This window comes from Flagellimonas baculiformis, from assembly GCF_033441575.1.
GTDB lineage: Bacteria > Bacteroidota > Bacteroidia > Flavobacteriales > Flavobacteriaceae > Flagellimonas > Flagellimonas baculiformis.
Map to the genome: position 1 here is coordinate 147,480 of NZ_JAUZVW010000001.1, position 19,575 is coordinate 167,054.

Annotated in this window: 24 protein-coding genes; 9 read left to right on the forward strand and 15 right to left on the reverse strand. The window is 45.6% G+C overall.

Annotated elements, in window-relative coordinates; all coding sequences use genetic code 11:
* Positions 1–80: 80 nt before the first annotated feature.
* From SD450_RS00705 to nusB, 4 genes are all read right to left on the reverse strand, one after another.
* The gene (locus SD450_RS00705; RefSeq protein ID WP_318342739.1) at positions 81–1,430 is read right to left on the reverse strand and encodes a Gfo/Idh/MocA family protein; all 1,350 of its coding nucleotides are present in this window, start codon (positions 1,428–1,430) and stop codon (positions 81–83) included.
* An 89-nt stretch (positions 1,431–1,519) separates the two neighbouring features.
* The gene (yajC, locus tag SD450_RS00710) at positions 1,520–1,813 is read right to left on the reverse strand and encodes a preprotein translocase subunit YajC (protein WP_318342740.1); all 294 of its coding nucleotides are present in this window, start codon (positions 1,811–1,813) and stop codon (positions 1,520–1,522) included.
* A gap of 13 nt (positions 1,814–1,826) precedes the next feature.
* Positions 1,827–2,306: a DUF1573 domain-containing protein gene (locus tag SD450_RS00715; protein ID WP_318342741.1), complete on the reverse strand. Its 480-nt coding sequence runs from the start codon at positions 2,304–2,306 to the stop codon at positions 1,827–1,829.
* 38 nt (positions 2,307–2,344) lie between these two features.
* On the reverse strand, positions 2,345–3,292 hold the full coding sequence (gene nusB / locus SD450_RS00720) for a transcription antitermination factor NusB (protein ID WP_318342742.1): 948 nt from the start codon (positions 3,290–3,292) through the stop codon (positions 2,345–2,347).
* Between the two features lie 180 nt (positions 3,293–3,472).
* Here nusB and SD450_RS00725 point away from each other — a divergent pair, with 180 nt between their 5' ends.
* From SD450_RS00725 to SD450_RS00745, 5 genes are all read left to right on the forward strand, one after another.
* The gene (locus tag SD450_RS00725) at positions 3,473–5,224 is read left to right on the forward strand and encodes an ABC transporter ATP-binding protein (protein ID WP_318342743.1); all 1,752 of its coding nucleotides are present in this window, start codon (positions 3,473–3,475) and stop codon (positions 5,222–5,224) included.
* Between the two features lie 78 nt (positions 5,225–5,302).
* Complete coding sequence (locus SD450_RS00730; protein ID WP_318342744.1) at positions 5,303–5,680, forward strand: PUR family DNA/RNA-binding protein; 378 nt, start codon at positions 5,303–5,305, stop codon at positions 5,678–5,680.
* Between the two features lie 79 nt (positions 5,681–5,759).
* Positions 5,760–6,320, forward strand: coding sequence for a thioredoxin family protein (locus SD450_RS00735; RefSeq protein ID WP_318342745.1), 561 nt, complete (start codon positions 5,760–5,762; stop codon positions 6,318–6,320).
* A 12-nt stretch (positions 6,321–6,332) separates the two neighbouring features.
* On the forward strand, positions 6,333–6,656 hold the full coding sequence (locus tag SD450_RS00740) for a cupin domain-containing protein (protein WP_318342746.1): 324 nt from the start codon (positions 6,333–6,335) through the stop codon (positions 6,654–6,656).
* Positions 6,653–7,180, forward strand: coding sequence for a GNAT family N-acetyltransferase (locus SD450_RS00745; RefSeq protein ID WP_318342747.1), 528 nt, complete (start codon positions 6,653–6,655; stop codon positions 7,178–7,180). The genes SD450_RS00740 and SD450_RS00745 overlap by 4 nt, the downstream gene beginning before the upstream one ends.
* Position 7,181: 1 nt before the next feature.
* On the opposite strand, the gene SD450_RS00750 is transcribed toward SD450_RS00745, so the two are convergent.
* Positions 7,182–7,724, reverse strand: a complete 543-nt coding sequence (locus tag SD450_RS00750) for a YfiT family bacillithiol transferase (RefSeq protein WP_318342748.1) — start codon at positions 7,722–7,724, stop codon at positions 7,182–7,184.
* A gap of 253 nt (positions 7,725–7,977) precedes the next feature.
* Here SD450_RS00750 and SD450_RS00755 point away from each other — a divergent pair, with 253 nt between their 5' ends.
* Both SD450_RS00755 and SD450_RS00760 read left to right on the forward strand, forming a co-directional pair.
* Positions 7,978–8,616 carry a peroxiredoxin gene (locus tag SD450_RS00755; protein ID WP_318342749.1) on the forward strand — a complete coding sequence of 213 codons (639 nt, stop codon included), beginning with the start codon at positions 7,978–7,980 and terminating at the stop codon, positions 8,614–8,616.
* An 83-nt stretch (positions 8,617–8,699) separates the two neighbouring features.
* Positions 8,700–8,894 (forward strand): cold-shock protein, encoded by a 195-nt coding sequence (locus SD450_RS00760; protein ID WP_072877311.1) that lies wholly within the window; start codon positions 8,700–8,702, stop codon positions 8,892–8,894.
* A gap of 434 nt (positions 8,895–9,328) precedes the next feature.
* Here SD450_RS00760 and SD450_RS00765 read toward each other — a convergent pair whose 3' ends face one another.
* Positions 9,329–10,261: a peptidylprolyl isomerase gene (locus SD450_RS00765; protein ID WP_318342750.1), complete on the reverse strand. Its 933-nt coding sequence runs from the start codon at positions 10,259–10,261 to the stop codon at positions 9,329–9,331.
* A gap of 274 nt (positions 10,262–10,535) precedes the next feature.
* Here SD450_RS00765 and SD450_RS00770 point away from each other — a divergent pair, with 274 nt between their 5' ends.
* The gene (locus SD450_RS00770; RefSeq protein WP_318342751.1) at positions 10,536–10,994 is read left to right on the forward strand and encodes an SRPBCC family protein; all 459 of its coding nucleotides are present in this window, start codon (positions 10,536–10,538) and stop codon (positions 10,992–10,994) included.
* A 16-nt stretch (positions 10,995–11,010) separates the two neighbouring features.
* Here SD450_RS00770 and SD450_RS00775 read toward each other — a convergent pair whose 3' ends face one another.
* From SD450_RS00775 to SD450_RS00815, 9 genes are all read right to left on the reverse strand, one after another.
* Positions 11,011–11,361, reverse strand: coding sequence for a hypothetical protein (locus SD450_RS00775; protein ID WP_318342752.1), 351 nt, complete (start codon positions 11,359–11,361; stop codon positions 11,011–11,013).
* The gene (locus SD450_RS00780; RefSeq protein WP_318342753.1) at positions 11,358–11,927 is read right to left on the reverse strand and encodes an RNA polymerase sigma factor; all 570 of its coding nucleotides are present in this window, start codon (positions 11,925–11,927) and stop codon (positions 11,358–11,360) included. Before SD450_RS00780 ends, SD450_RS00775 begins: the two co-directional genes overlap by 4 nt.
* Positions 11,917–12,249: a DUF6249 domain-containing protein gene (locus tag SD450_RS00785; protein WP_318342754.1), complete on the reverse strand. Its 333-nt coding sequence runs from the start codon at positions 12,247–12,249 to the stop codon at positions 11,917–11,919. Before SD450_RS00785 ends, SD450_RS00780 begins: the two co-directional genes overlap by 11 nt.
* Before the next feature lie 35 nt (positions 12,250–12,284).
* Positions 12,285–13,388, reverse strand: a complete 1,104-nt coding sequence (locus tag SD450_RS00790) for a serine hydrolase domain-containing protein (RefSeq protein WP_318342755.1) — start codon at positions 13,386–13,388, stop codon at positions 12,285–12,287.
* A gap of 102 nt (positions 13,389–13,490) precedes the next feature.
* The gene (locus SD450_RS00795) at positions 13,491–14,573 is read right to left on the reverse strand and encodes a hypothetical protein (RefSeq protein ID WP_318342756.1); all 1,083 of its coding nucleotides are present in this window, start codon (positions 14,571–14,573) and stop codon (positions 13,491–13,493) included.
* 48 nt (positions 14,574–14,621) lie between these two features.
* Positions 14,622–16,073 (reverse strand): amidohydrolase family protein, encoded by a 1,452-nt coding sequence (locus SD450_RS00800; protein ID WP_318342757.1) that lies wholly within the window; start codon positions 16,071–16,073, stop codon positions 14,622–14,624.
* A gap of 118 nt (positions 16,074–16,191) precedes the next feature.
* Entirely contained in the window at positions 16,192–16,509 is a 318-nt protein-coding gene (locus SD450_RS00805; RefSeq protein WP_318342758.1) for a hypothetical protein, read from the reverse strand.
* A gap of 161 nt (positions 16,510–16,670) precedes the next feature.
* Positions 16,671–17,612, reverse strand: coding sequence for a TerC family protein (locus tag SD450_RS00810; protein WP_318342759.1), 942 nt, complete (start codon positions 17,610–17,612; stop codon positions 16,671–16,673).
* Positions 17,613–17,698: 86 nt separating this feature from the next.
* Positions 17,699–18,220: an RNA polymerase sigma-70 factor gene (locus tag SD450_RS00815; protein ID WP_318342760.1), complete on the reverse strand. Its 522-nt coding sequence runs from the start codon at positions 18,218–18,220 to the stop codon at positions 17,699–17,701.
* Between the two features lie 169 nt (positions 18,221–18,389).
* Between SD450_RS00815 and SD450_RS00820 the strand changes: the two genes are divergently transcribed.
* Positions 18,390–19,535 (forward strand): FecR family protein, encoded by a 1,146-nt coding sequence (locus SD450_RS00820; RefSeq protein WP_318342761.1) that lies wholly within the window; start codon positions 18,390–18,392, stop codon positions 19,533–19,535.
* The last annotated feature ends 40 nt before the right edge of the window (positions 19,536–19,575 follow it).

A 19,575-nucleotide genomic window follows, 5' to 3' on the forward strand; every position in this document is an offset into this window, starting at 1 on the left:
AGCAGTTGCGTAAAACCCGCTACTGCCCATGCACTAAACCGATAAGTGCCACCCTAAAAAACTCCTTTTTTCAAAAACCACTACCCCATCTTCGGAAACTCCCACCCATTGTGGTACTCCTTGGCCAATAGGGCATCTGTTTCGGCATGGTTGAACTTGCCTTTTTCGGCATCCCAGAACAGCCTGTCGCCTGTTTTGTAGGCAATATTGCCCATGTGGCTCACCATGGCGGCATCATAACCAATTTTGATGGGTGCGTTCAAGATGTTCTTGTCCCTTTTCTTCACTGCATCGAGGAAGTTGACGGTATGCAGGTCCAATCCATTGGCATCCACCTGCTGTAGGGGAACCGCTTCTATTTTGGGGCCAAGGTCTTGGCTCCAATCGGGCCTGTTGCGTTCGGGGATCACTTCCCAGCCCCCACGGTCCAGCACCAAGGTCCCATTGTTCCCGATGAAGGCGATACCGTGGTTCCGTCCATAATTTCCACCATCAATGCCCGTAGCATGTTCCCACAATAGGGAAAACCCATCGAACTCATAAACGGTCTGAAGGGTATCTGGGGTTTCCGAGGCATCATCGGGATAGGCAAACTTGCCGCCCATGGCCATCACCGATTTGGGCAACGAGGCCTTCATGCCATAGAGTGCATAGTCAATAAGGTGCACCCCCCAATCGGTCATCAGTCCGCCAGCATAGTCCCAAAACCATCTAAAATTGAAATGGAACCGGTTTTCATTGAAAGGTCGGTCCGGTGCCGGTCCAAGCCACATTTGATAGTCCACACCTTTAGGTGCGGTTCCATTGGGCTGTACGGGAACAGGCTTCATCCATCCTTGATAGGCCCAGGTCTTTGCCAATCGAATCTGGCCCAGTTTCCCTGAGTGCACATAATTTATCGCATCCACAAAATGGGGCTGGCTCCGCTGCCACTGGCCTATCTGCACCATGCGGTCACTGGCATCCACCTTGGCCAACATGGCTTCGCATTCGGCCACGGAATTGGCTATGGGTTTTTCACAATAGACATCTTTACCTGCATCAACGGCATCGGTGAGTTGCAGACAATGCCAATGGTCCGGCGTACCGATGATCACCATGTCCACATCCTTATCGTCCAACATTTTGCGGTAATCGGTGTACCACTTTGGTTTTTTGATGCCCCCTTTTTCAAGGTCGGCCGTTCTTTCCGCGAGCACATTTTCATCCACATCGCAAAGGGCCACCACTTCCACCTCACTGTTCTTCAAGATGGACAATAAATCTGTGAAACCCATGCCTTTGCAGCCAATGAGCCCTACCTGTATCTTATCGTTCGGACTTATGGTCCTTCGTATGGTTGCCAGCATTTCCGCGGGAAACAGAAACGAAGTTCCCAATCCGGCCATACCCAATGTGCTTCTTTTTACAAACTGTCTGCGTGTACCCATTTTTTTTAAATTTGGGATAAGGTACAAAAAAAACGTCCCTCGGAATGTATTTTCCGAGGGACGCTATGGGTAAAAAATATGTCTTTCGACTATGCTTTACTTTCTGGAGTTGAGTTCAACTTCTTGCTCATTTCCATGGAAATGGCAGATCGGTCAAATTTTAGACGACCGGCCATGGTCTCGATGACACAGGAAAAATCCTTGTCGTTCAATTCCACGATCTTGCCGTGAAGGCCACTTTTGGTGATGATCTTATCACCTTTTTTCAACTCCGAAGTAAATTTTTTCTCATCCTTCTGACGTTTGATCTGCGGGCGGATCATAAAAAAATACGCCACGGCAAAAATCAATATCAGAGGTAAAAACTGTTGTAAGTTTTCCATTCAGGTATTTTACTTATTTCACAGGACCTGCGGGTACTGCATTCTTGGGGTTAACAAATGCCTTGATCCTCAAAATCTCTGAACCCTTGGCCGTATTGGCAGTGACCGTGATGGTCTTGGTCACTTGGTTTTGCCCAGATCCGTTGAACTTCACCAACAACTCTCCTGTTTCGCCAGGGGCAATCGGTGTGTTCTTGGGATAATCGGGAACTGTACAGCCACAGCTGCTCTTGGCGTCGGTGATGATCAAAGGCGCATCGCCGGTGTTGGTGAACTTGAACGTGGTCTCCTGTGGGGTTCCTTGTTCAATGGTACCAAAATCATGTTCCGCTTTGTCAAAGGTCATTACGGGAACTTTCTTCTGGGCCTCATCCCGTGAAGTGGCATTTTCAACATTGTCCGCAACTATTTTGTTGGAGGCCTTGTCCTTGCAGGAAACACCCACTAGGGCCATAGCGAAGACCAAGCTAAAAAGTGTTGTTATTCTTTTCATGATAAAAATTAGTTTTTCCAAAAATAATCAATTATTGTTTATTGCAACCCTCTTCCTATTTTTTGCAACCTTCCCTCTGTTTTGTATTCCTTGGCCAGCTTGTCCAACACCCCATTGATAAAGATGCTGCTCTTGGGAGTTGAATATTCCTTCGCAATCTCCAAATACTCGTTCAGGGTCACTTTTTCTGGGATGGAGGGGAAGTTGAGCAGCTCACAAATGGCCATTTTCAGGATGATGGAGTCAATCTCCGCAATCCGGTCATTGTCCCAGTTGGGGGTCTTCCCTTCTATCTCTTTTTCCCATTTGGCATCGTTGAGAAGGGTCTTGGTCAAAAGGTCGTTGGCATAATCCATGTCCTGGGCGTCCTTGAGCAAGGCGGGTAAAAAGAATTTGTCGCCCGAATTTTCGGTGGCCTTCTTCAATCGCTTGACCAAATAAGTGTTCACAATGGGAAAATCATCGACCCAAGTGAGCTTGTCGTCCTCAAAGTACTCGTAGATTTTCTCGTTGGGGGCCACAATTTCCCGGAACAGTTGAAGGACCACGTCGCGGTCGTTCTCATAACTGTCCTTCGCATTGGTCATGTATTCCTTGTAAATGTCACTGGCCACAATTTCCTTGTAGAGGATCTTGATGTATTCCTCGTTCAGGTACCAATTGTTCAGTTTTCTTCTGGATAGTTCGTTCTTCAGCGACTCATTGTTCGCGATTTGAAGCAACAGACGGTTCTTTATGAATTTCTCGCGGTCAGGATAGTTGTCCTCTTCGGTGGCCACATATTTTTTGGAGGCGTGTCCCACGTGTTTTTCGGCCATTCGGTGCAGTTCGGCCAACAGGCTCAAGATGAGGAGGTAGAGCACGTACATATTCTCTATGCTCATTCTTAGGAATTTTTCCTGCTTTACCAAGGAATCGTCCTTGGACTGGATCAGTGCATAGATACACTGCATCACTTTTACTCTGATATGCCTTCGGGTGAGCATTTGTAAAGAACTTTTAAAGTCGTTGATTGGCTTTCACGCCACAAAAATAACCTTATATTTTAATCTTACCTACCAAAGTTGCTTTCTTATCAGTTTTATAACATTTTGTTTGTTTGCTATACCATATCTTTGTTTGATTGTCCTGAATGATTGACAATCGAAAAACCGCCTTTCCCTTTTATGAAGGAGCTCAAACACCTTAACAAATACTTTAAAAAATACTGGTTCAAACTACTAATCGGGGTGTTAATCACCATTATAGCCCGTATTTTTTCGCTGATCATGCCCTCTTATGTGAATAAGTCCATACAGGCCGTGGAGGACTTTATGGCCGAGACCATTTCCATTTCCGAGGCCAAGAGTATGCTGTTGACATATATCCTGATCATTGTGGGGGCCGCCCTGCTCTCCGCCCTTTTCACTTTTTTGATGCGGCAGACCATCATCAATGTGTCCCGGTACATCGAATACGACCTGAAGAACGAGGTCTTTGACCATTACCAATTGCTCAGCCTCAATTTTTACAAAAAAAACAGGATAGGCGACCTAATGAACCGCATCAGCGAGGACATCAACCAAGTGCGTATGTATGCCGGACCCGCCATCATGTATGGCATCCAGACGCTGACGCTTTTTGCCTGTCTTGTGCCATTGATGTTCATAAAGGCCCCCACCTTGGCGGCCTATACCTTGCTTCCCCTGCCCATCTTGTCCGTGTTGATCTACCAGATCAGCAAGATCATCCACAAACGCAGCACCAAGGTGCAGGAATTCCTGTCCACACTGTCCACTTTCACCCAAGAATCCTTTTCCGGGATTTCCGTGATCAAGGCATACAGCATAGAGCCCCGTATCAATGCAGAGCTCAGGGAACTGGCCATAGAGGGAAAGGATACCAGCATGTCCCTTGCCAAAGTGAACGCCTGGTTTTTTCCCTTGATGATCCTATTGATCGGCATCAGTAATATTTTTGTGGTCTATATCGGGGGCAGGCAATACATCAATGGCGATATTGAATCCATCGGGGTGATCGCGGAGTTCATCCTCTATGTGAACATGCTCACCTGGCCCGTGGCCATCGTAGGATGGCTCACCTCCATCATCCAAAGGGCCGAGGCCTCCCAAAAGCGGATCAACGAATTTTTAATGGAGGAGCCTTCCATCAAGAACGAAGTACTGCAACCCACGGTCATTCATGGCGATATCGAGTTCAAGAACGTGACCTTTACCTATGAGGACACTGACATCACTGCGCTCAAGGATATTTCCTTCAAGGTAAAGGCAGGACAGACCGTGGCCATTCTGGGCAAGACCGGTTCGGGAAAATCCACTATTTTGGATTTGGTGGCACGGTTGTACGATGTCACTTCTGGTGAGGTATTGATTGATGGGATCCCCGTGCAAAAACTGAACCTGAACAGCCTTCGAAATTCCATTGGCGCCGTTCCGCAGGATGCTTTTCTTTTTTCGGACACCATTGAGAACAATATTCGCTTCGGTGATGAAAATGCCTCCCATGATGAAATTGTGGCCGTTGCCAAAAAAGCCGTGGTGCACAAAAACATTGAAGGATTCGCCAAAAAATACAATACCATCCTTGGGGAAAGGGGCATTACCCTGAGTGGTGGACAAAAACAGCGGGTTTCCATTGCCAGGGCATTGCTCAAAAATCCTCAGATCTATCTGTTCGACGACTGCCTCTCCGCCGTGGACACCGAGACCGAGGAAGAGATCCTGAACAACCTCAAAAAAGTATCGGAGAGCAAAACCACCCTCATCGTGAGCCATCGGGTATCCTCCGCCAAAAATGCCGACAAGATCATTGTGCTGGACAATGGCAAAATTATTCAAGAGGGCACCCACCAAGAGCTGAACAATGTGGATGGCTACTATAAGGAACTCTATCTCAACCAACTTTCGGGCAAAGAATGATAAAAAAGTTGCTGAATTAGCATTTTTTTTACATTTTTGGTAGTGTAATTCAACATAGTTCTAAATACACTATACCGTATGGGCGAGAAAGATATAATGGATCAGGAAGAGATTTATTCAAAAGTTTTAAGGGCCGGAAGAAGAACTTACTTTTTTGATGTAAGGAGCACCAAGGCAGGTGATTATTACCTTACCATCACTGAAAGCAAGAAGTTCACCCACGATGATGGTTCCTTCCATTACAAAAAACACAAGATCTATCTGTACAAGGAGGATTTTACCGCCTTTAAGGAGATTATGGAGGAAATGATGGACTATATCATCGATGAAAAAGGGCAGGAAGTGATATCCGAACGCCATCAAAAGGATTTCAAGAAGGAAGAAGAAGAGACCACGGTAAGCGAAAACGGCAGCACGACGGAAAGTTTCACCGATGTGGATTTCGACGACATCTAGGATTCATCCATAAAAAAACTGAAAACGGCCTGCCATTCCGCAGGCCGTTTTTTATTTTTATATTCAAAAAGCAGCACACATGGCGAGGACACCCAGCAATATGCTCCCTTTGGGGACAAAGGCACCCGATTTTGAACTGTGGGACACCGTTTCAGAGGAAAACATATCCCTGAAAAACTGCAAGGGGGACAAGGGCACGGTGATCATGTTCATCTGCAACCACTGCCCCTTCGTGATCCACGTGAACCCCAAAATCACGGAACTTGCCCGGGAATATCAAGCCAAGGGAATCGGTTTTGTGGCCATTTCCAGCAATGATGTGGACAACTTTCCGCAGGATGCCCCACATTTGATGAAAGAGAAAGCAAAGGAAGAGGGATACACTTTTCCCTATCTGTACGATGAGACACAGGAAGTGGCAAGGGCCTACGATGCGGCCTGCACTCCCGACTTCTATCTTTTTGATGGGAATCTAAGTTTGGTCTATCGCGGGCAACTGGACGATTCAAGGCCCGGAAACGACATTCCATTGAGCGGAAACGACCTGAAAGCTGCCATGGATGCCCTTCTGGCCGGAAAAAACATCTCACCCGAGCAAAAACCCAGTCTGGGCTGTAACATTAAATGGGCAGTAACCTAATTTAACAGGGCGATGAAAATAAGTCCAAAAGAAGCATTGGGACAACTTTCGGGGCAAGACTCCCCTTTTTTGACCCTTTTTGAACATGGATCGCTGTCCGTTGAAATCTATCGACCCGAAAAGGTGGACCTGCAGCAACCCCATACCCGTGATGAAATCTACGTAGTGGTTTCGGGCAGTGGTGAATTTTTGAACGGGGGAAAACGCACCTCCTTTTCACAGGGCGATTTTCTATTTGTTCCCGCTGGTGTGGAGCATCGGTTTGAAAACTTTACGGAAGACTTTGCCACTTGGGTGTTTTTTTATGGTCCTGAAGGAGGGGAAAGCAATACATGAGCCTCCCCGTTGTTTTGGAAGAGATAGGTCCATCCACTCTGGAGACCTATATTTCCGTAGGAATAAAATCCTATAGAGAACACTACTTGCACCTTTGGGAAAATGAGGATCCTACGCCCTACATCTCCAACAGTTTTACCCAAGCTGTTGTGGAACAAGAGCTGGCAGACCCTAATTCCTTCAATTATTTGATCAAAGTGGAAGATACCGTGGTCGGCATAGTAAAGTTGGTCCGGGACCGTGGGGTGGACGAACTTTTGCCCGAGGAAGCACTAAAGGCCGAGAAAATTTATCTCCTGAAGGCCCATTCAGGTCAAGGATTGGGCAAAAAAGTGCTCCTATGGATAGAGGACCATGCCAGAAACCTCAATAAGAAGGTGGTTTGGTTGGACACCATGCAAAAAGGAAACCCCATCCAGTTTTATCAAAAAAATGGGTATGTGATCAAAAGGGAAAGTGAGGTCACCCTTCCCAGGGTAAAACCATCGGAAAAAGCCATGTGGATTTTGACCAAGCAGCTCTAGATCACCACCCTTCGCGTTGGATCAAATTTTCAATATGGGCAAAATGATGGTTGCTGTGCCATGCATATCGGCCTATGTTCACTTCCAAAGTAGATTCCACATTTCCATCGGGGTGGATGAATTTCCGTTGTAGATTGTCCTCAGAAAGTCCTTTCAATAGATAGACCAGTTTGGCATGCACTGCCTTTAGATGGTCCAACGACATTTGTATGGGTGCGGTCTTAGTATCGAAAAGATTGGCCCAAGCTTTTTCGTCATAGGGTTTTATGACAGGATTGTCTTCGGTCAAGGCCCATTTGAATCGGATGTAACTGTTGTGATGGCTGTCGGAGATGTGGTGCACCAATTGCCTCACGGTCCACCCGCCAGGCCGATATGGCGTTTCCAATTGAATGTTGGAAAGCGGTGCGACCAAATCGTACAAAGATTGGGGAAGGTGCTCCAGCACACTGATCCATTCTTTCAATTGTTCCTTCGTGATGACGGAAGGAACCTCAAATTTCCCGATAGGGTAACGCAATTGTTCCAGTTGATTGTTTTCCATGGCATAAAATTAATAAACAATGGGTCGCAAAACGAAGCGGAACATTTCCAAAAGGGTTTAAAATTCCAGGTCTCGACCTGTCTGCCGGCAGGCAGGTACAATTTTTCTTCCAAAAAATCACTCGAACTGACAGATTCGGACAAAATTCGCAATAGCAATTTTTAATACACTTTTAACTGAAATTAAATGTAGTCATTGATTTATCTACTAAATTTGTAGGATATTCGTTTATCAACTTTAAAACAAGACACATATGGCAACTCTAAGATTGGGCGACACCGCTCCCGACTTTACTGCGGAGACCTCTGAAGGTACCCTTAATTTTTATGAATATCTGGGTGATGGTTGGGGCATTTTGTTCTCACACCCTGCCGATTTCACCCCTGTGTGCACCACCGAACTGGGCACTGCGGCCAAATTCAAGGATGAGTTTGAAAAAAGGAACGTGAAGATGATGGCCCTTAGCGTGGACGGGGCCGCTTCCCACAAGGAATGGATCAAGGACATCAACGAGACACAGCACACCGTGGTGAACTTCCCGATTGTTGCGGACGAGGACAGAAAGGTTTCCGACCTCTACGACATGATCCACCCCAATGCCAACGACACCCTTACCGTACGCTCCGTGTTCATCATTGGTCCGGACAAGAAGGTGAAACTGACACTGACCTACCCTGCATCGACTGGACGAAATTTTTATGAACTGCTCCGAGTGGTGGACTCCCTACAACTGACCGCGAACCACAAAGTGGCCACTCCCGCCAATTGGGAACATGGACAAAAAGTGGTGGTGAGCCCGGCCATATCCACCGAGGAGGCCAAGGGAATATTCACCAAAGGTGTAGAGGAAGTGAAGCCCTACCTGCGCCTCACTCCCGACCCTACCGCTTGATTTTTCAAGAATTTTTCGAAAATTCCTAATTATCAATAAATTAAATGTACCTTTGCTCATTATTTAATTTTTTAATTTTTATTATGAGTAAAGGAACAGTAAAATTCTTCAACGATTCTAAAGGCTATGGCTTTATCACTGAAGAAGGTTCAAACGCAGATCACTTTGTACACGTTTCAGGTTTAATCGATGAAATCAGAGAAGGTGACGCTGTAGAATTCGAACTACAGCAAGGTAAAAAAGGATTGAACGCCGTTAACGTACAAGTTATAGATTAAGGTACCAGCACACTTTTTTATACATCAGGCCCGGACAATTGTCCGGGCCTTTTTATTTTTCTTCCCTTTTTACGCAACCATTCCAATTTTTCCCTATCTAAAGGGTGAAACTGACAGTGTTCCCCCACAACCTTAAACCAATATATGCATGGACACTTTTTTTGGAGTACTATCTTTTCTGTTGATCATCAACGCACTTTTGCTGGTATGGAGCGTGAATGGGTCAAAAAAATGATTTTGTGCGGCAATAGGTAGGGTATTTTACCGTTAAATTGTTACCTAGTAAACACCTTAACCATGAATACGTTTTTTAGCATTTTGCTTCTTTTGCTTGCCCTAAACCTTTGTCTGCTTTTGGTAAGCGTGAATCGTACCAAATAAAAAAGCTCCCTTTTCGGAAGCTTTTTTTATTGCTGTAAATGGCACCAAATCGGTCATTTCACCGCCATCAGTTCCACATCAAAGATAAGGGTGGCATCCGGGGGAATCACCCCACCTGCACCAGTACTTCCGTAGGCCAAGTGTGATGGGATCACAAAACGGCCCTTGTCCCCTACTCTCAATAAGGCAATACCTTCTTCCCAACCTGCTATTACCTGGCCAATGCCCAAGGTGAAGTCGATGGGTTGTTTTCTTTTATAGGAGGAATCAAAAACCTGCCCATTGGAAAGACTGCCCTCGTAGTGCACGGATACAATTTTTCCGTTTTCGGCCTTGGGACCGTTTCCTTTTTGGACAATCTTGTATCGAAGTCCGCTCGGGGTCTTTTCAAAACCGGCAGCCAATTTTTCTATTTCGGCCTCTGCCCTGGCCTTGGCCTCCGCGATACGTTTTTCCCTGGCTCCTTCGAATACCCTAAAGGCCTCGATGGCGTTCCAGTTCTGGGCCTCGTCGCCCACCCTTACAATTTCCACACTTTCTATCTGGTCGCCCTGGGCGATGGCGTCCACCACTTCCTGGCCATGCTCCACAAAACCGAACACGGTATGCTTATTGTCCAACCAAGGTGTCGGGCCGTGGGTAATGAAAAACTGGCTCCCGTTGGTGCCCGGTCCTGCATTGGCCATGGAAAGTACGCCCGGTGCATTGTGGGTCAGTTCGGGATGGAACTCATCATCGAACTTATAACCGGGATCTCCCGTTCCTGTACCCAACGGGCATCCGCCCTGTATCATAAAATCGGCAATGACGCGGTGGAACTTCAGTCCGTCGTAATACGGTTTTCCCTGTGGCCTTGCCTTGTTTTCCATATTGCCCTCGGCGAGCGCAACAAAGTTGCCGACCGTTCCCGGCGTCTTGTCGTGGGTGAGTTTCACCAGTATTTCCCCCTTGGGGGTATTGAACTTTGCATAGATTCCGTCTTGCATGTCTTTCTTAGTATTTGATTAATCGATTTCAGTGCCCGGAGTTTTTCCAAGGGTTGCAAAGGTAGGGGTTTTGCGGGGCAATACCTTGTCCACGGGAATGAAATGGGCTTTGATGTGCTTTCACTGCTATTTTTCCCCAGCAGCTACACAATAGGACTACCTATTCATTATATTTATCATACATTTACTCAGAATGGTCGTTCGTGGCATTAAAAAAAGAGCCTTATTCCCATATACTAAAGAAAAAGAAAAAATTATAACCCCATCACACATCATGAAAAAATTACAGTACAAAAAAGACATCCATGCATCCGCGGAGAAGGTCTATAACACTATGCTCGGCATAGAGGATATTAAAACCTATGAGCAATGGACCTCTGAGTTCAATCCCACCTCCACGTATGAGGGAAGCTGGGAAAAAGGGTCAAAAATGTACTTTGTCGGAACGGATGAAAATGGCAAAAGGGGCGGAATGGTTGCTGAAATTGCGGACAACGTGCCATTCCAGTTTGTTTCCATTCGCCACTACGGAATTTTGGACGGCGACCAAGAGATCACCGAAGGTCCCGATATTGAAAAATGGGCAGGAGGACTGGAAAATTATTCCCTAGAGGAGCACAATGGTGTGACTACCGTAGTCGTGGAAATCGATGTGACAGAAGACTATATCGAGTATTTCAATACGGCTTGGCCCAAGGCCTTGAGCAAGCTCAAGGAGCTTTCGGAAAAATAAAATCAGACAGGGGCCATCAAGTGCCCCACTCTTCTTCATAGTTCCCTTGAGTAGAGCTAAGGGCCCACACCCTGTTCGCCCCATACAAAATCAGGAACAACACTCCCACAAACACGGGGGTCTTGGGCAGGTTAATCTTAAGGTCTACCACTGAAAATGAAGGTACACCCACAAAAAACAAAACAGCCCCGATACCGAGCAATAGGGCAAATGAAGCCAAAAAATAAAATTTCGGTCGGACAGAATCCATATTTTTAGGCTCTTCCGCGACTTCTCTTTGCAACTCCAGCATAAGCCTGTCCGTGAAATCCTCCTTGGTCTTCAGGCCGCTTTTTTGAATGATTTTTTTAATTTCCTCTTCGTTCATAGCAGTTCGTGTATTTCGTTACCCAATAATTTTTTCAGCTCCTGTTCCATATTGTTGCGGCCCCGGTGCAGGGCCACCTTTACCTTGGACTTGCCAAATCCCGTGATTTCCTGGATTTCGGCAATCTTGTGTTCATACAGATAAAAAAGTCTCAGCACCAGGGCTTCATCCGGTTTCAAGGCATCCAAGGCCTGATGGATATATTTTTTTTGGTCCTGCTCCTTGGAATTGCCATTCCCAAGATCTGTTGCCTCCTGCACCTCCCCCACGGCAGCAAGGTCCACAAACTTTTTGTGTTGTTTCAGCACGTTGTAGGAAGTATTGATCACAATACGGTACAGCCATGTCGAAAACTTGGATTTTTGTCCAAAGGTGTGCAGTTTTTGATGTACCTTGATGAAAGTGGCCTGCACGGCATCCTCTGCGATCATGGAATCCTTCAAAATGGAACAGGCAAGGGTCAGCGAGGCATCCTTATGGGCGTCCACCAACTCCCGAAAGGCCTGCATATCCCCTTGCAAGCTCCTGTTTACCAGTGCAATGTCTTTGGAATTGCTATCGCCCACCTTCCTTTTTTCTCAACCAATGCGCCGTGAGCAATCCCAATGCACCAAAAATCAGTATGGTTCCCCAAATGAACAGGTCCGCAGTATCTTCTGCAAGATCCATCGTGGTGAAAACGGACGATACCATCAGCCCTATCCCCAATCCGAGCACAATGCACCCGATATCCACATATTGCATCCTCTTGTTTGAAGGGGAAGGCTGCAGTCCTTTTTCGATCATGGCCTTCTTCAAAAGGTAGGTATATCTGGCGATGATGAAGATCACGGCCACCAGTCCGAGTACCAGAAACAGTGCCCCAAGGGCCTCTTGTACGTTTTCCATTCTATTGTTTTTTAGGTATTATCAGCAAGTTACGTTTAAAATTGTTCCCCCAATATGTTCGAGATTTCCTCCAAAAAAATGGGCATTTTGTCACAATTGGTAAAAACCACCAACCCATATTCCTTTTCTGGGATGAACATGGCGTAAGCCTGAAAATCGTGGTTGTTCCCCGTGTGCATGTGCATCGTGCCGTTGGGTCTTATCTTTTGGGCAAACCCAAGGCCCCATCCGGTCTGGCCAATCTCTTTTTTGAGCGGATTGTCTTCCGAGAAATGGGTCTCTTCTTTCAGCATGGCATCAAAAGAGGCTGGTGAGAGCCCTTCGCGCTTGAGCATGGCAATGATGAATTTTGCGTATTCCGAAGCTTCACTGTGGACGCTGGAAAAAGCATTGAACGTTTTTCCACTCCAACGGCCCGCAACCGGTCTGTTGGCCGTAGGGTTCAGTTCCTTGTCATGCCCATATACCTTATGGTTTTGGAGATAATCGTCCCAAACAAAGGTGGTATGCTCCATTTGAAGGGGTTCCGTCACTTCTTTTTGAAACAGATCGTTCATGTCTTTTCCCATACCAACACCTTTCAACATTCCTATAATAGCGGCCAAATATTGATAGGCTTCCCCAGAGTACATAAAATCAGTTCCCGGGGTAAAGGCCAATTGTATGGGCTTGCCATTGGCATGGTTGGGAAATCCTGTTTGGTGTGCCAATACCATGCGCGCGGTGATCAACTTGTAATCTTCCTGGCTTTCGGGTGCGATTCCCGGATGCGGGAGGTACTCGTGGAGCGGTCTGTCCAAATCCAACACCCCGTTATCCGCCATTTTCATTACAAAATAGGCGAAAATGGGTTTGGAAAGTGAGGCCCCCTCAAAAATGCTCTCATTGGTGACCAATTCCTTTGTTTCGGCATTCGCCACTCCAAAAACGTTATGGTATGCCAGTTCGTTCTTGTTGATGATGGCGATGGAGATTCCCGGGATGTTCTTTTCTTTTATGATTTTTTCTATCCCACGATCCAACGCTGCATGGGTGATGGTTTTTCCCTCAGGGGTTTCCACGGTCTTGCTCTGGGAAAAGATTCCCATTGGCATAAGGGCCAGCAAAGAGATGCCCAAAAGTTTATATATTCGTCTCATGTGTAAAAGTTTATCTTATTGAATGTGTTTTTGGTGAATTCACATCCATTGGACAAACCGAGACGGGCAAAAGGTTACAAAACAGCTGTACCTTAACGGGATTTATTTAAAACAGGGAATGACGTCCTCCTCAAAATAAGGTTTTTGATTGACCCAAAACATATAGTTGACCTTCAGAAAGTCCTTGGCAAATGCATGTAAAATGGGTACCCTATTCTCTTCACGTCCATTTCCCTTATCATCTACTTCACTATAGTCCATATCGGCACCTGTTTTACCTATATAATTTCCATCTTGTACAGCGATACCCAAAGGGACCGTGAACCTTCCTTCGTGCATCTGTGCTAGAGCGTGATTCAATTGGCCTTTTCGGGTCACCATTAAATCAGGGGCACCGAGTCCAACTCCTATCTGCTCACCATATTGGTAAATCCCATGCAAATAGCCTTTGTCTTCAAATGGCAACCACTCCCCGGGCATAAAATTGGCATAGACCATCGTTGTCGATTTGGGAAATGCCTTTTTTAGTGCCATCATGTTATCTTTTATCCCCTCAACATAAGCTGAAGGGGTAAAATCCGGATTTTTTTCCTCATCTATCCCAATAGCCGTTTCTTGAAGGTTGATTCCCTCTATTTGGCCGTCGAACACATTGCCCATAGCGATAAGAAGTGCGGCGAACCGTTCCCTCACCTTCTTGTTCCAGCGTTTTGCCACCCAGCCTTCCGGGGTACCATTATCAGTATATTGCACAACGGCCCCACCTTCGTATTCGTTCCCCAACAAATAATCGGGGACAGCATTGTATCGGGAATCAAATGTTGCATCTTGGAGCTGTATGAACAATTTTTTTTCAAACTGGTTCAAATACGCGATATCTTCTTTGATCTTGGAAAAATCATATTCTCCTTTTCTGGGTTCCAAATCTTTCCAAGGATACATGATCTGTGCACCCTTGAATCTTGTATTTTGGAGGAGAGGATGCCCCATCAGCGACTCCCTGTCCCGTGAGAAATAAACAAAATGTTGGATATGGTCCATTGGAACAGGGCAAGTGGCCTCCATATATTTTTTGTGGGCGTCCGTATATTTTTCAGAAGGATTCTCCCATTTTTGGGCATTGGCGGAAAACCCTATAAGGATAGGTAGTATAAATGGAATCCTTCGGAACAATCTTTCGATCACAGGTGCTTTTTTACCAAATATAGCCACTTCTGTTTTTCCCAGGACTTATCATTCTTTACCAAATTGTCCTTTTACTTCCTCTAAAATCCGTTTAGGATTATACCCCACTCCTTGTTTAAAGACCGTTTCCACTTTTTTGATGATGGTGGGATCCTCTTCCAGATTTCCATCGAGAACCACAAAATCTGCCCTTTTGCCTTGCTCAACAGTGCCGATATCGGTTCTTCCCAATGCCTTTGCCCCGTTTCCGGTCATGATCTGTACCGCTTCTTCGGTAGTAAAGCCGGCTTCTCGGAGCAGTTCGTAGTTCCTTTGGTCCCCAAATCCGGGAAGCACGTGCCTGCCCGCATCCACACCACTGCACAAAAGCCCACCCATTTTATGGAACTGGTATTCGAATTGCATGATTCTTTTAAGGCGCCCTTCTCGGGTGAGGTCCTTGATCTCTTTATCAAACTGCTTTCTCCGCTCTTGGTACGTTTGAAGCAAGTAAGGTGACATTGTTTCCAACGTTCTATCATCGGCATAGGCCCTATTCGGCACACTGGCCTCATAAATGGAAAGTGTTGAGGTCAACACTACCTCGTTGTCGATCATCAATTGTTGTAATTTCTTTACCTCTGGCCCAGCGATAAGGAGCTCGTCCATGTATTCCCTTCCGCCATTGCAAATACCGGCTTCCTTATGGGTCCTAAAATCACTTGCACTGTTCAACCCATGTTCAATACCATCAATTCCCATTTTTGTGGCCTCCTCGAAGGTAACGGAACATAGATGGCCCCTCACCTTAGCATTGTTCCTGTGGGCTTCGTCGATGATGATTTTTAAATCCTCGGGGCTGGTGTTGCGATATACCTTGAACCACTTGACCCCTTTTTTCATCCAATATTGCATGGTATCCCTCAAATGCTTCTCATTTCTGGGAATGATCATATTGGGGTTCCCGCCTTCGCCGGTGATAAATGGGGCACTGGGAACTATATCAGGACCTACCTTGCTCCCTTCGGCTATTTGGTAGGCGAGGTTTAGCTCCTCTACCGGAGATGCCGCCCCACAGGTCTGTATGGTGGTAACACCCGAAGCTAGGTACAATTTTGAAGCTATGTCGCCCACAAAAGGGAACCTTGGAATGTGCAAATGGTTGTGCATTCCCACAAAACCGGGAATCACGGTTTTACCCTTTAGGTTGATCAAAGTACTTTTTGGGGGAATCTCAGTTTCTGAAGCTTTGCCAATTGCTTTGAACCGTCCATTTTCGACAATGATGGTTTGGTTTCTTTTGATGGAATTGCCCGTACCATCCACAATCGTTGCATTGATCAGAACAATACTGCTGTCCTGGTACTTGCTATAGCGTTGGATTTGGTCCGGAACCTCACTTTTGGCAGATGGATTCATTTCTGGACCGGAAATGGCCAACTCCTTTTTGTTGGAAGTTTTGCAGCTTATAAAAAGTATAGCGAGCGCAAGAGCCTTCCAAATTGATATGCTTTTGGACATTGCTTTTTAGGTTTGGATGAGGGATTCCTCAAAAAGATAGGACAACCGCATCCATTCAAAAGGTTACAAAAAAAGCATTTTTAAGTGTAACCGCGGTTCCATCGAACCCTAAAAAAGTTTAAAAAGATGCTGGAAGCGGGCTCGAAGCCTGGAAGTAGGCCACCAGAGCATTATCTTCTTGTTGACGTTGGGCCGTCGTAAAAGAGCCTGACGGGTCAAAATTCCGGGCCAGGATGGAGTAGAGAGGTTCTGGGGTTTCTTTGCCAATGGAAACGGTACCGTTATCCGCGCACACCTCAACAATGACCAATGACAGATAGTCCATCAAATGCTCTGCTTCTTTGATGAGGGTCATCCTTACCTGCAATTGGACGGCGTATTCCAGATGTATGCGCTGTAGCGGGTTATTGCCAAAAGATTTCCAGTGAATTTCCAAGCTTACTTTTTAGGCAAAAATAAGCTATTGTCGAAATAAATTTACAATTGCATTACATTAAATTAACATTGAGGGATGACTCATGTCACTGTTCGCTTTTCGCTTTCATGTATACATACCTTTTGAAAAGGTTGGACGTGTTCTTGCAAGCAAAACCATCGCTACTCTTCGGACGAATCCCTGCTCAAAGAGACCACGACCCCCAAAATAAGGGCCACCGCAATGAAGCCAAGGGAGAGCCATTCCGGGAATGTGTAATGGTGCGCCAATATGAGCTTGATCCCCACGAAAATAAGGATGGCCACCAAGCTGTATTTGAGGTAGCTGAACTTGCTGATCATGTGGGCCAAGAAAAAGTACATGGACCGCAGCCCCAAGATGGCAAATATGTTGGAACTGAACACCAAAAATGGGTCGGAAGTGATGGCCAATATGGCCGGTACGCTGTCCAGCGCAAAGAGAATATCGGTGAATTCAATGACCACCAATGCTATGAACAAGGGAGTTGCCGCGGTGATATGCCGACGTTTAATGAAGAATTTCTGTCCCTCCATATGGGTGGTTATCGGCATTACTTTCCTTAAATTTCTATAGATAAAGGAATTCTTTGGGTTGAAACTTTCTTCTTTGGAGAAAAGCATCCTAAAGGCCGTGATCAACAGAAATGCCCCGAAAACATAGGTGGCAAAACTGAACTTCTTGATGATGGCGATCCCAAAAAAGATCATGAGTGCCCTGAACACTATGGCACCCAGAATACCCCAGAACAATACCCTGTGCTGATAGCGTTGTGGAATGTTGAACGAAGTGAAAATAATGGCAATGACAAAAATATTGTCGATGCTCAGCGACAGCTCTATGAGATATCCGGTGATGTATTTCATGCTGGCACCCGTTGGGGTCAACTGGTCCGCATTATCGATACTGCCACTGGCATATAGCCAATATACCACCCCGGAAAAAATAAAGGACATTGTGATCCATATGACGGTCCATAGGGAGGCTTCCTTTACGCTTATGATGTGTGGGGTTTTGTTGAAGACCCCAAGATCCAAGGCCAAAAAAATCAATATTGCAGCAATGAAAAGTCCCCAGACCAGCATAAATTTCTTTTAGCTGCAAAGCTAATCAATCCGCAAATAACAATAATGGGGTTATTGTCAAAAGAAAGTTCCAGCTATGGAACAAGCTAGTAAAAAAACGAAAAGAGCAACAAATAAAAAGTGATGAAATCCTGCTTTTTGTGGGACCTTAGAAAAGCATATGCCCTTTTCATCTGGGTCTTTACGGTATTGATGGACACCCCGTTGGATTCGGCAATTTCCGAGTAGCTTTTTCCCTGCACGACAAACGAAATGAAGATTTCCCGTCTTTTGTCGGGCATTTGGTTCAGCAGTTCATAAAGCTTGTTGTTTTTTTGAGGCTTGTCCAGCAGGGGCTGGGGGTCTTCTTTGCCCATATCAAGGTCATGTCCCAGCCTGCGTGTTCTCTTTTCCTTTTCGAGGTATTGAAGGCTGAGGTTCTTGACCGATTTTCTTGCATAGGACTCGAAGGAGGTCGTAATGGTTATCGTGTCCCTTTTGTTCCAGAAGGAAACAAAAAAATCCTGCACTATATCCTTTGCAACATCCCTATCCTTCACGAAGGAAAACGAGACCAGACATAATAAAGCATAGTTATCTTTAAATAACTCCTCCACCTTATTTGTCATATTTTTTTGGGTTTGGGGGTTATTAGGAGATTTAAAGTTAAGGAAATATAAATTTAATATTCATCAAATAGTGGATTGAGTATCAAAAATTAACGTTTTAAAAAAAAACATCCAATCTGTCACCCTGATCCCAAAAAAAGACAACTCCTATATAAAGAAAAACATTTTCATGTCCAAGAAGGAGCTATTGCACACCTATTTACAAAAGATGAAATCTTCAGGAAACCTAGAAGATATTTCCCCTGACGGACTCACCGATTCCGATAGGGAACTTTTGGAGAAAATATGGGAAGAAGGGCTGGTCGATGAATCCTTGGAGTTCATGGAAACATTGAATGAGGAGAAAGACTGGGCCGATGTACAGAAACGCCTATCGGCCAAAAAAGTAAGAAAACTGTCCACGTCCACCATTTTAAAATACGCAGCCATCTTTATAGGAATAGTGTCCTTGGGAATTGCCCTGAAGTTGACCCTACAGCCCAATGAACAACCCGTTCTCGAAAATACCATTACACTCAATACCGGAGACGCCGTAAAACCGATACAGGAGGGCAAAAAACAATCCATTGTTCTGGCCTCCGGGGAAGTAGTTGCCGTACAGGAAGGCAATACCCTCAGGTATGGCCTAGGAAATGTGGACCATCCCGTGTTCAATGAACTCCATGTTCCCAATGGGAAAGTGTTCACTCTTGTGCTTTCCGACGGAACAGAAATACAATTGAACTCCGGAACCCACATCAGGTATCCCGCCAAATTCCCAACAAAGGGCAACAGGGAAGTGACCATGACGGGTGAAGCCTATTTCAAGGTATCCAAGGACAAGGAACATCCCTTTATTGTCAATTCCGAACAAGTGGCCGTCCAAGTATTGGGAACAGAGTTCAATGTGACCGCCTACAAAGAGCAAAGTACCATCAATACAGTATTGGTGGAAGGTTCCGTGAGCCTTTCACATGAATCAAACCCAGAAAATAAAACCGTACTGGAGCCCGGCAACAAGGGTTCATGGGACAAGGTCCAAGAAACCATGAGCGTGGAAAAGGTGGACACCCTGCTCTACACCAGTTGGCTCAATGGTGAGATTGTGTTCAGGGAAACTCCTTTTTCAGAGCTCCTGACAAAACTGGAAAGGGCCTACAATGTAAGTATTGTCAATAAAAACATGGGATTGGAGGAAAGAGCCTTCAATGCCAGATATAATAGAAAGGTCGAAAGCATCGAAGACGTGTTGGATGCGCTCAGGGTCATAGCACCGTTCAGCTATGAGATCCATCAAAAGAGCAATACCGGCAACAAAGAAATCATAATCAACTGAACCATATATGAACATTGAAAAACCCCTCTGCCTATGACAT